The sequence below is a fragment of the Acidobacteriota bacterium genome (genome assembly GCA_026393675.1).
In the GTDB taxonomy this organism is placed as follows: domain Bacteria; phylum Acidobacteriota; class Vicinamibacteria; order Vicinamibacterales; family JAKQTR01; genus JBAXOX01.
Genome location: JAPKZQ010000003.1, coordinates 170,456 through 182,291, shown reverse-complemented (window position 1 = coordinate 182,291; position 11,836 = coordinate 170,456). Strand labels below are relative to the sequence as shown.

The 11,836-nt window shown below is 66.5% G+C and carries 9 protein-coding genes; all 9 read right to left on the bottom strand.

Translation table 11 applies throughout. The annotated features are described in order from the left end of the window. Positions 1–10: 10 nt before the first annotated feature. Genes NT151_01260 through NT151_01220 form a run of 9 tightly spaced genes read right to left on the bottom strand, consistent with a single transcriptional unit; the run spans position 11 to position 11,825 of the window. Positions 11–1,852 (bottom strand): hypothetical protein, encoded by a 1,842-nt coding sequence (locus NT151_01260; GenBank protein ID MCX6537552.1) that lies wholly within the window; start codon positions 1,850–1,852, stop codon positions 11–13. Continuing rightward, a complete protein-coding gene (locus tag NT151_01255) occupies positions 1,849–3,078 on the bottom strand; it encodes a glycosyltransferase family 9 protein (protein ID MCX6537551.1) in 1,230 nt (409 codons plus the stop codon). The genes NT151_01260 and NT151_01255 overlap by 4 nt, the downstream gene beginning before the upstream one ends. Before the next feature lie 6 nt (positions 3,079–3,084). Next, positions 3,085–5,658 carry a hypothetical protein gene (locus NT151_01250; GenBank protein ID MCX6537550.1) on the bottom strand — a complete coding sequence of 858 codons (2,574 nt, stop codon included), beginning with the start codon at positions 5,656–5,658 and terminating at the stop codon, positions 3,085–3,087. Between the two features lie 4 nt (positions 5,659–5,662). Further along, positions 5,663–6,757 carry a DegT/DnrJ/EryC1/StrS family aminotransferase gene (locus NT151_01245; protein ID MCX6537549.1) on the bottom strand — a complete coding sequence of 365 codons (1,095 nt, stop codon included), beginning with the start codon at positions 6,755–6,757 and terminating at the stop codon, positions 5,663–5,665. After that, positions 6,754–7,773, bottom strand: coding sequence for an NAD-dependent epimerase/dehydratase family protein (locus tag NT151_01240; GenBank protein MCX6537548.1), 1,020 nt, complete (start codon positions 7,771–7,773; stop codon positions 6,754–6,756). Before NT151_01240 ends, NT151_01245 begins: the two co-directional genes overlap by 4 nt. A 2-nt stretch (positions 7,774–7,775) precedes the next feature. Further along, positions 7,776–8,531 (bottom strand): glycosyltransferase family 2 protein, encoded by a 756-nt coding sequence (locus NT151_01235; GenBank protein ID MCX6537547.1) that lies wholly within the window; start codon positions 8,529–8,531, stop codon positions 7,776–7,778. Continuing rightward, the gene (locus NT151_01230) at positions 8,531–9,796 is read right to left on the bottom strand and encodes a glycosyltransferase (protein MCX6537546.1); all 1,266 of its coding nucleotides are present in this window, start codon (positions 9,794–9,796) and stop codon (positions 8,531–8,533) included. Before NT151_01230 ends, NT151_01235 begins: the two co-directional genes overlap by 1 nt. Continuing rightward, complete coding sequence (locus tag NT151_01225; protein ID MCX6537545.1) at positions 9,793–10,524, bottom strand: polyprenol monophosphomannose synthase; 732 nt, start codon at positions 10,522–10,524, stop codon at positions 9,793–9,795. The genes NT151_01230 and NT151_01225 overlap by 4 nt, the downstream gene beginning before the upstream one ends. Further along, a complete protein-coding gene (locus tag NT151_01220; GenBank protein MCX6537544.1) occupies positions 10,521–11,825 on the bottom strand; it encodes a glycosyltransferase family 39 protein in 1,305 nt (434 codons plus the stop codon). Before NT151_01220 ends, NT151_01225 begins: the two co-directional genes overlap by 4 nt. Positions 11,826–11,836 lie beyond the last annotated feature (11 nt).

The window sequence follows — 11,836 nt, the reverse complement described above, 5'->3', positions numbered from 1 at the left end:
TGCCGTGGCTCTACCCGCCTGTTGAATGGGTGAGCGTCAAGATTGCGCGGACGGCTCGATCAGCAGCCAATCCGGAAGGCAGCATGTCGTATTTTGCCATGAACGCCTGCTGCCGTGCGCGAAAGTCCTTCCGCGATGGGTCGTCTGACAGCGCTTGTCGAAGCAGAGGCGCCACGTGGTCGGGCGAGGCGGCGCCGTACATCACGCCGGCGTCGACAAAGGGCGTCAGGTAGTTCGGCAGATTCAATGCGAGCGCAGGCACCCCAAGCGCCATGGCTTCGAGCGCCACGGTTGAATTCACGGTGACGACAAGATCCGACACGGCCAGCGACGAAACCAGATCGACATCGGCCGGCGCCACCGAGATCGTGGATGCCCCGCGGGCGAGCGTCAGGTACGGCCCCGCCGTTTCGGCCGGGTGGCAGCGGACGACCAGGTGGACGCCCGGCATCGACCGCACGGCGTCACACAACGCCTGCAGCGCGGCGTGCGCCCGCTCGCGATACTTCGTGGCCAGCAGAACGACCCGTGCCTCCGGATCGACGCCCAGGCGGCGGCGTGTCGCGAGCCGCGTCTCGTCGGTCTGCCGACTGGCGGCTTCGGCCAGTTCATCCAGCCGCGGGTTGCCCATGATGCCAAGCGACGAGGCGGGAAACGACCCGCGCGTCACCAGGTGCTCGATGGCAAATCGATCAAACAGCAACGTCAGGTCGGGCCGCGGGAATCCCGGCGAGCCAGCCGCCGGCGCCATCTCATCCGGATCGTGGAGGTAGTTCATCCAATGGCGATGGATGAAACCGTGCTGCAGCCCGCACACCGCGATGCCACGCCGGCGGGCCTCGATGACCAGGGCGCGGCCCCATCCGCCGGCCTCGGCGTAGGTCAGCGCCAGCCGCGGTTGCAGGTGGTCCAGCGCCGCGGCGGTTTCATCCATGATCCGGACAGACCAGGGCAACTGCAGGTACGCGACGCCGGCCAGTTCGTGACGAACGAAGTGCCACGTGTCGTACCCGCCGATCACGGCGGCGCGACGAAGGTCCACGCTTTGCCACAACCACCGGCGCACACGACCGCTCGTCATGGCATAGCGGAACGAGCCGCGCATGGCGCGCAGCCCCGCATAGCCCTCGATGGAGCATACGTCTGGCGGGACGCCCTTCCAGTTGCGAACCTGGCTGGCGAGCGTGCGCGCGCGAAACACCGTGCGCGGCCCGAGTCCGACAAAGACCAGATCGGAGGGCGGGACCCGCGCCACCAGTTCCTTGAGCACGGGGCCGACGTACGCCTCGCGGCCCGCCGTCGAGCGCCAGAACGCGGCATGCACGAACGCGGCGATGGCAATCCGGCCACCTGCCGGTGCGTGGTGTCTGTGATGGACTCGCAGATGCGAGACGAATGCCTGCCCCAGAAAGGCGACACCTTTGATGATCGTGGCGGCCAGACGGCGAGCATGGAACCAGGCGCCGCTCGACGCGCCGTGAAACGCCGATCCGTGGCGCCGCGCGCCCTGCTTGACGACCGATTGGGCGATTGCGTCGCCGTCGACGAGCGTCACCGAACGTGGCTGCTCAGTCCGGAACAGGTTCTCGGTGGCCGTCACCGCGCGATGCAGGATTTCGATGACGCGCATGCGGTGGAGGTAGATCTCGACAAACCACCACAGCGACTCCCCGCGGTACGTGAGCTGCTCGCGCAGCGGGCGGCCTGCGATGTCGGCGGTGCGGACACGTTTAATCCAGCCGATCGCATCGCGGTCGGCCTGCTCGATTTCGTCCAGAGACAGATAGTCGCCGAGCCTGACCTGTCGGCTGCCGCCCGCGGTTTCGATGAGGATCAGGGCGTCGTCTGTCACGACGGTTTTAGTCCCGGCGCCGCCGCGCTTTCGAGAAGCGAGGTGGCGGCTCGATAGACATCGTCCACCCGGATGGACGCGAGGCAATCCGGCGTGTGGCCCACGCATCGCGCCGGAGGACGCCGGATTCGATTGCAGGGACTGCAGGGCAGATCGACCCTGACGATTCGGCAGTGCTGCGACAGGGGACCCCAGCGTTCAGGCGAGGCCGGACCGAAGATCGCGACGACCGGCGTCTCTACAACCGCAGCGAGGTGCATCGGCCCCGTATCTGGCGTGATGAGCAGCGACAGCCGCGCCAGCACGGCGGCCAGCGTGACCAGGTCGAGCGCGCCGACCAGATCGATCACGCCGGCCGACTGGGGAAGATTTGCGCGCAGGACATCGGCAGCCGCGCGGTCTTCCTGCGCTCCTGTCAGGACGATGGTCGCATTGAACGCCGATACGAGCCGCCCGGCCACCGCAGCCAGCCGTTCGGCGGGCCACTGCTTGACCAGCCGACCGGCGCCGACCTGGATGCCGACCATTGGTGATGTCCGGTGCGCCTCTGCGTGGAGAAGCCGTTCAGCGCGCTCCCGGGCGTCTTCCGGCAGGAGGAGTCCCGTGCGGGGAAGCGCCGATGCCGTCTCCAGCGCCGTGCCGACGCGCGCCCCTCTCGTGGTCAGCTCTTCGCCAAGCGCTGTGGCGACAAGGGTGACGCCGTTTGTCGCGGTATGTTCCGCGGGTTTGAACTCCACCGCGTCGTCGAGCAGCGGCCCGCCGCCGGCCACGTCGAAGCCCGCCTTCCATCGGGCGCCGGAAAGACCGATCAGAAAATTGCTGCGGATGTCGCCCTCGAGATTGATGGCGACATCGTAGCGGCGGCTGCGCCAGGCCCAGGCGCGGCGTGCCAGCGCGGCGAGCCCCAGGCCGTCCGCTCCGCGACTCAACCATCGCGCGTCAATCGTCTCGATCCGGTCGATCCCGGCAATGAGGCGCGCCAGAGGTTCGTTCCAGGATCCGGTCACCAGATCGATCTGCGCCTGCAGGGCGAGCTGCCGAAGCGCATGCAGGGCTGGTAACGACATCATCAAGTCGCCGATGCGCTCGAGTCGCAGCACCAGGACGCGCCGGATCCCGGCGCGCGATGGCCGGGTGTGCTTCCGACGGATCGCGCTTGCCACTCGCAGCAGCGCGTCGGCCGTGGCGACCATCCGCCGTTCCCGGGCGTCAGCAATGTGCAGCACGGCGCCTCAGCGGTTTCGTTCCACTCGAACCCGATCGAGCATGACACCGAGTTGACGGTCGTCCGGGCCCCCAAGGATCTGCTTCGGCGACCACGTCGTAGACATCAGGCGCAAGACGGACGCTCCCGGCTTGCGCGCAGCCTCGTCGGCGATGGCGGGTGTGATGGGCACCGTGTAGTCGTGGAAGCCATCCGCGACCTCCACGTCGCCGAGCAGATGATCGTTCAGATACACCTGGACACGCGCGGCACCGGCGCGCGGAGGACGTCCGCCGCTGCTCATCCTCAGTGTGACGGCGCGGCTGTCGGGGGCGATGCCCATCAGCGACACGAACGACATGTTGCGAACCCAGCGGAAGTTGACGTCACCCTCATGCTCCTTCGCATAGAACCGCAACACCCACACGTCGTCCAGGGTCCCCACATCGATGTCCGTTTTGACGGCGGGCTCGTCGGATCGGGACAACTGGAACACGCTGAGGGAGAACTTCTTCTGCCGGATGCCTCGAGGATACGCGTTCAACGCGGACTCGTATTCCGGGATCTCGAAGCTCTGGCTGGCCACCGGTGTGATGGTGATTCCGCTCGGCGTGATGTCGGTGCCGCCGTCGGCGACGAAGTAGACGCGATCGAACGTCCCGATCGCCCACTGACAGAAGCGATCGAAGGCGGCGCGATCCGGTCGCGGGGACAACACCTGCAGCACGTGGCGGCCGTAGATGTACGCGAGCGGCGCGGCCAGCACGTGTGCGTCCGAAGAGTTGCGCGATTCGACCAGCACGAGATCGCGATCGCCGAATCGACGGCTCAGGGTGTCGAGTTGTGCGGCCAGACCCGCGTACTCGACGTGGCCGGCGATGGCGATCGTCGCGGTCGCGTACTGCCATCCGAGCCATCCAATAAACGTTGTGCCGGCGATCGCGTAACAGATGGCCGGCCAGAGGCGGCGGTGCGCTCCGGGCCGCGCCGCGGCGCGGCGTTCCCACCACATCTGCACACCGAGCAGGGCGCCCGTGGCGGCCAGGACGCACGTCATGGGCAGAATGACCGGAAGATAGCGCCTCGCGAGCCAGAAGTGTTCGGGCACGATTCGGGTCTTGTAGAAGAAGAACCAGGAGAGCGACATCACGACGGTCAGCATCACCGGGTCCCGCCAGAACGATCGCCACGTGACGACTGCCAGCCCGAGCACCGCTGCAAAGAGGCCGGCCGCGCCGACGTACCAGGCATAGTGTTTCAGCGAGTACGCGTCGTTGGCGGCCAATCCCTGACGCAGCGTGACGCCGGCGGCGTAGTCGCGAATCGTCTCGTGCGGGACGCGCCAGAAGTAGCCGTAGGCGAAGGCCATGACGACAGCGACGGCGAGCACACGCGGGAGCCAGCGCCGGCACCAGAGGACGCCGACCGGCCAGCGGCGCGCGGCGAAGTGGATGCCGAACCCCATGGCCGTCAATCCCGCCGTCGCGGCAAGTACGCCGGCGGGTCCGTGAAGGAAGGCTAACGGTGTGGATGCGTAGTACTTCATCGGCCCCACGTAGTACAGGCCCGCCAGCCCCGTCAGTATCGCGAGCGGTAGCCAGAACGACCACCGTGGACGTTTGCCGTCCGCCACCAGCAGCAGGATGCCGCCGCCGATCGCCATCAGCAACAGAAGCGTGTCGATGCGGGCGAAGAGCTGCACCCCCAGGAGCACGCCGGCCACCGCTCCGAAGAGCGCGTCTTCGTCGCCGACGGCACGCACCAGGGCGAGCATGCCCGCAAACAGCAGCGCCTGTTGCATCAACTCCGAGTTCGGGTACCGTGCAAACCAGACGTCGGCCACGTTGATCGCGAGAAGGATCGTGCCTGCAAACGCCGGCAATCGACCCACCAGCCGCGCCGATGCGAAGTACACCGCGAGCACGCCAAGCAGGCCCCAGAAACCGATGGCAGAGCGCGCGCCAGTGACGCCGCCGAGGCCGTAGCCGATCGCAATCCACACGGGATACGCGTGCGGAAACTGACCGACAACTGTGCCTCGATCGAAATCGAGAACAAAAAACCCCATGAAGTTCGTGCCCTGGTTGATGCTCTCCGCATCCGGGGAGACGAACAACCCGCGGCTGTCGGCCGGGAGCAACGCCAGCGTCGTGTCTGGAATCGTCCAGGAGCCATGCTGCGCGATCTGGATGCCTTCGTTGATGTAGGTGCCCGGGTCCTTGCCGCCCATGAGGTACTCGGCGGGCGGGAAGAAGAGAAACAGCCCCAGCACCACGAGGGCCACCGGCATCAGCGCCAATCGGGTCGGTTTCGGCGCACGCGTACCGGCGGGCGCGCCGCGCCGTCTCATCGCGATCATCGCGGCCGCCACGCCAGCCAGCACGAGATCGCCAACGACGAGCCGGCCAAGCGTGTAGACACCGGTCGACGTCAGCGCCAACGCCACCATGGTCGTGACGCCGACGCTGATGATGACGGCCCAGAACGCACGTTCCTCGGCGGGAAGCGAGAACCGCCGTGTCCTGTCGCCAGCTGGCAGACGGAAGATCAGCGCACCCGGCAGGTACGCGATGACGAACACACCAGCGATGGCCCTGAGCATGATGTCAGGGCGTGAACCGGGAAATGGCGTTCGCCACCAGTTCGACATCCGGCTCCGGAATGCCTGGGTAGAGTGGCACCGACAGGATCTGGGCGCAGACTCGGTCGGCGACCGGGCAGACGCCAGGGCTCTCCGACGCGAGCGCGGGCTGGCGCGGAATGGGCACGGGATAGTGAATCAGCGTCTCGACGCCCAGGTCACGCAGCCATGTCTGCAGCCGGTCCCTGGATGCTGACAGGATGGGCAGCAGATGATAGACGTGGCCGCTGTCGCATTCGGGCGGCACGTCAACGGGCGCACCCGCGAGCAGGCGCCGGTACTGGCCAGCCACGTCGCGTCTGGCGCTGGTCCATTTGGCCAGATACGGCAGCCGGGCGGAGAGGATCGCCGCCTGCATTTCATCGAGCCGGCTGTTCACGCCCATCTCCACATGATGGTAGCGATCGGTCTGGCCGCCATTTCTCACACGCTTCACCTTCGCCGCGAGGGCGGCGTCGTTGGTCGTGATCGCGCCACCGTCACCCAGCGCGCCGAGGTTCTTGGTGGGGTAGAAGCTGTAGGCGGCTGCGACGCCGAAGTTGCCGACGGGCTGCCCCTGGCAGGTGGCGAGGTGCGCTTGACAGCAATCCTCGACAACGGCGAGTTGATGCCGTGAGGCGATGGCCATGATCGCGCGCATGTCGGCGGGCTGCCCATACAGATGAACGGGCAGGATGACCTTCGTGCGCGGCGTGATCTGCGATTCGACCGCGGCCGGATCCAGCGTCAGCCGCGCGGGATCGAGATCCGCGAACACGGGCCGGGCGCCCACCATCATGCACGCCAGCGCGGTGTACACCGCCGACAGCGGCGTCGTGATGACCTCGTCGCCGGCGCCGATACCCAGTCCGCGCAGAATGATCGCGATGGCGTCGGTGCCGGTCCCGACGCCGATCGCATGCGAGGCGTGGCACGCCACCGCAAACGCCTGCTCAAAAGCCTCGACCTCCGGGCCGAGCACGTACCACCCGCGATCGATGACGCGGCGGATGGCCGCGTCGACCGCCGGCGCTTCCTCGCCCGGCTTGAGGTGCATGAACCGCACGCGCGGCGTCGTCATACGTGCTCCGGTGCGGGCTGTGCCGGCTCCAGGTACTTCGCGAGGTGCTCGCGGTAGAACGCCACCGTCCGGCCCAGGCCCTCGCGCAGGCCCACGCGGGGCCGCCACCCGGTCGCCGCAGTGAACCGGCTGGAATCCGCGTAGAAGCTGCCAATGTCGATGGCCTTCTTCTCGGCGGGCCAGTCCACATAGCGCACACGCCCGGTGCCCGCGACCTCGATCAACAGGTGCACGAGATCGCGATGGCTGATCGGTTCGAGGCCGCCGACGTTGAAGACCTCGCCATTGCATCCGTCCGACGCGCCCGCCGCCAGAAACGCCTCAGCGGCATCGTCGACGAAGACGAAATCCCGCAACTGTGATCCGTCGCCGTAGATCTCGATCTCGCGATCCTCGACGGCGAGCCGGATGAACCAGCCGATGAACCCCTGGCGGTTGTGCTTCACCAGTTGGCGCGGCCCGTAGACGTTGGTCAGCCGCAGCGAGCACGCGCGCACGCCGAAGACGTTGTTGTAGACGAGGTGGTAGTACTCGCCAGCGACCTTGTTAATGCCATTGACGTCGGTCGGCCGCACCAGATGTTGCTCGGTGACCGGCAGCGAATCCGGCTTGCCGTAGACCTGGCGGGTGCCGGCGAAGACCACCTTGGCTCTCGGGTTGTTCCGGCGGCAGGCTTCGAGCAGGGACAACTGGCTGCGGCAGTTGATCTCCAGGTCGGTGTACGGATCCCGCATGCTGTCGATGTGGCTGACCTGTCCGGCGAGGTTGAAGATCACGTCGACGTGCCGCACGAGGTAGTTCATCGTGCTCTGCTGCCGTTGGTCGGCGATGTTGACCCGCACGCGATCCTTGATGTCCTCGATGTTGTACAGGTTGCCGCCGTAATCCGGGATCAGCGAATCCACGAGCAGGACGTCGGCCCCGAGATCGGCCAACCGGTGGGCGAGGTTGCTGCCGATGAACCCAAGTCCCCCCGTGATCATCACGGGCCGGTTGCGGTAGAACGTCCCATCCATGGTCATGTTCCCGACGAGGTGTCCTGGCCCGGCCTCAAGTGCTGGCGCTCGATGACCAGCGCCCACCACAACTGGAGCACATCGACGCCGGTTCTCAGGATGCGGCCGAAGTTGAAGAACTGCGACTTGCCGTACGCGCGGTGGTAGTGGTGCACCGGCGCTTCAACGATGGCGAACCCGGCATCCTGGATCTTCTTGATCATTTCCAGACAGATGACGCCGCTCGTTTTCTTGAGGTGCACCTTGTCGAAGATGGACCGGCGCATCAGCCTGAAATCGCAGTCGACGTCTCGCACGTTCAGACCGAAAAGCATCTTGACGGTGTGGTGATAGACGCGGCCGATGATGATGCGATGCAGCGGGTCCGACCGGCTGATCTTGTACCCATTGACCAGATCGACGCCAGGCCCGAGCCTGGCCCAGAGGACACTCATTTCCGACGGGTCGTACTGCGCATCGCCATCGGTGTAGAAAATGTACTCCTTGGAGGCGTTGGCGAATCCGCTCCGCAGCGCGCCGCCATACCCGCGATTGCCCTGGTGGTGCACGACCCGTACCTGGGGATACACGCGCGCCAGTTCGTCGGCGATTTGCGGCGTCAGGTCGCGGCTGCCGTCATTGATGACGAGCACCTCGAAGTCGGGCGTCAGTCTGCGTGCCGCCATGACCGCGCCGATGACCATACTGGCGATCGTGCCGCTGTCGTTGTAGGCGGGGAAGAAGATGCTCAACCCCGGCGCGTGTGGAGGTGCTGCCATCAAGAGTCCCGTACGGTACCACGGTGCATTTCACGCCGACAAGCAGCCCGATCGTACACCTGTTCAATGCGTTCGGCGACCCGGTCCCAGGTTCGCGATGCCAATGCGTCGGCTCTGGCCGCCGTGCCGAGCGCGGCACGCGCCGCCGGGTTGGCGATCAGCCGCTCGATCGCTGCCTCGAGTGCCGGCACATCCTTCTCCGGTACCAGCAGCCCGTTGCGGTCATTGGTCACGACCGATGGGATGCCGCCCGCCGTGGTTGCCACCAGCGGCGTTCCGGAGGCCAGCGCTTCCATGACCGTATTGGGCAGGCCATCGACGTTGCCCGCTTCGTCTCTGATCGATGGCATCACGGCGATATCCGCGGCTGCCAGGTGCCGGGCCACATCCGGTTGTGCCAGCACACCGACGAATTGCACGTGGCCACCGATGCCCCGATCGCGCACCCGGGATTGCAACTCGTCGTCCAGATCGCCGCCTCCCGCAATGACAAGACGTACGCCAGGCCACCGCGGGGCGAGCCGGCCTACGGCATCGATCAAGTACTCGAATCCCTTCTTTCGAACGAACCGCCCGGCCGTAAACAGCACCACATCGTCTGATGTGACCCCAAGCGCGCGTCGGCAAGCGGCCCGGGTCTCCGGGTCGGGCCGAAAACGCTCGACATCCACGCCGTACGGAATCGTCTCGATGCGGTCGGCGGCCGCGCCGAGCGCAATCGTGCGGTCGCGCAGGTCGTCGCTGGGCGCGGTGAACCAGTCGACGCGCCGGAGCGCGAACCGGGCGCCGAGGCGCGCGAACGCGTGGCGTTCGGCCAGGTACACATCGGATCCGTGCAGGCTCGTCACCACCGGCAGCCCGGTGCCGGCTGCCGTCACGACGGCGCCCCCGGGGATCAGCCAGTGGCCGTGCAGAAGCGTGGCGCCCACCTCCCGCGACACGCGTCTGGTGGCGCGGACAAGCGCCCGCAGCGCCAGCGGCGCCGCCAGAAAGGCGGCGAGGCGCAGGTGCACGTCGGCACGCAGCGATTCGGCGTACCCGAAGACGTTCAGGCTCGGGTGTGGCGCGTAGCGAACCGGGTGGAAGTGGATGCCATCCTCGACGCCGAGACGTGTGAGGCGCGGATGCCACGGCAGCACCACGTGGACCTGGTGCCCGCGCGCGGCGATGCCCCTGGCGATCGGTTCCATGAACGTCCCGATGGTGTCACCCGGAAACCTGGGGTAGGACGTCGTCACCATCACGACCACGTGAGGCTTGGTCACGAGCCGGAGCCTCCGGAGCGCGCCCGCCAGAGCCCGCGCCAGACCAGACGCCACGGCATCAGCATCGACTCAGTCAGCACGCGCGTCGACATCTTGGAGACGCCTTCACGCCGCTCCACGAAGATGATCGGGACTTCGCCGATACGATAGCCCCTGCGTGCCGCTTCGAACGTCATCTCCACCACGAAGGCGTACCCTTCCGACAACATGCCGTCAATCGGAATGCTGGCGAGAGCGTCGCGGCGCCAGGCCCTGAATCCCGACGTGCAATCGCGAACCGTCAGCCGCGTGATCGATCGGACGTACCTGTTCGCAAAGGCACTCAGAATCACGCGCCGAAGCGGCCAGTTGACGACCGAAACACCATGCAGATAGCGCGATCCAATCACGAGATCGTACTGGCTGGTTGCCGCGACCAGGTCGGGCAGGTACTTGGGGTCGTGCGAGAAGTCGGCGTCCATCTGACAAATCACGTCGGCGCCGCCGGCCAGGCCCCGCTTCATCCCATCGATATACGAGCGTCCGAGTCCGCGTGGTCCCGTCCGGTGCATCACCTCGATGCGATCCGGATATCGTTGCGCGTACTCGTCTGCCATAGCGCCGGTCCCATCCGGTGACTGATCGTCGACGACCAGCAGGCGGTAGTCGTAGTGCGCCAGGATGTCGTCAAGCAGGACCGGCAGATTCTCGCGTTCGTTGTAGGTCGGGACGATGATCAGGATGTTCATGCGCGCAGCTTCGCAGCCGGGACGGCCGCCGGGGCCGATCGCAAGGCCCACCAACTGGCCGCGCAGATAATGAGCGCTGGATCGATGACGGGAATGCGGAAGCGCTCCTGCGGGAAGAGCGCGAGTGACAGTAATACGGCGGACAGCGCCATCAGCAGGAGTGCCAACGGAGGCCGCTCGCGCCGCACGAGCCTGAGGAATCCGGCCACGGCAAACGGCAGCACGCCGAGGTACGACACGACCGACGCGCCGAAATACAGCGGCGAGTGCAGCCGGTAGGACGGTCCGATCGGGACGACCGTGTAGAACACCTTGCGCACCTCGATCCACACCCAGGAGAGCGGGTGGCTGGTGATAAACTCGAGGGCCTTCCGATAGTACAACCCGTCCAGTTCCCTCGCGCTCAATCCCGTATTCTGCGCCTCGATCTCCCGTGATATCCGCCGGAGCACGGGGTTGGCGGCCATATCTCCCTCGCCCCGCGCCAACTCATTGTTGCCCGTCCAGAACGTCACGCCGCCATGCGGCGAGCCCACCACGAACCCGCCATGCACGAACGCGTTGCGCAGGGTCCATGGAAGCATGATCACGAGCACGCCCGCTAGAAATACGGCCACCAGGCTCCACCGGCGGCATGCCACCAACCACAGCGCGCCCACGACAAGAAAGAAGAGCATGGCTTCCCGGGTTAGCAACGCGGCGCCCACGACGACGCCGGCGGCGCACACCTTCCAGCCATTCGACCGGCCTTCGTCGAACGCGTCACCGAGCAGCAGGACGACTGCGAAGGCGAGTGCCATGTAGAGCGTCTCCGCCAAGACGTACGCGCACGACCAGACGAGCGGCGGATAGATCGCGGCGATCCACACCGCGATCGCACCAGCCTTCTGTCCCGCCGCGCGGCGGGCAATGAGTCCGATCAACAGGATGGTCCCCATACCGACGATCGACTGGACCACCTTGACCGGAGTGGGCACGCCGAGGTCGCCGCGGACGCCGGCGAATCCACCGCTGAGCGTCATCACGCCCGCCAGAAAGACGGGGTATCCCGGCGGCCGCTCGAAATGCCTCGCGCCGCCCGGTTGCACAGACGGCGACGGGTAGGTGAGGCCTCGGCCTTCGACCAGACTCTGGGCCAGCAGCAGGTATTCCTGCTCGTCGAGGGTGAGGGGTTTATCAATCCAGTAGCCCAGGCCGAATGCGAGCCGGAGCACCAGTCCTGTCATGAGCGCCGCGGCGATGAGCGGCCTGACGGCCCAGCGCAGGGCCGGGGTTCGAGGGTTGTCCCGGTCTGTGGTCATCGGCCGAAAAC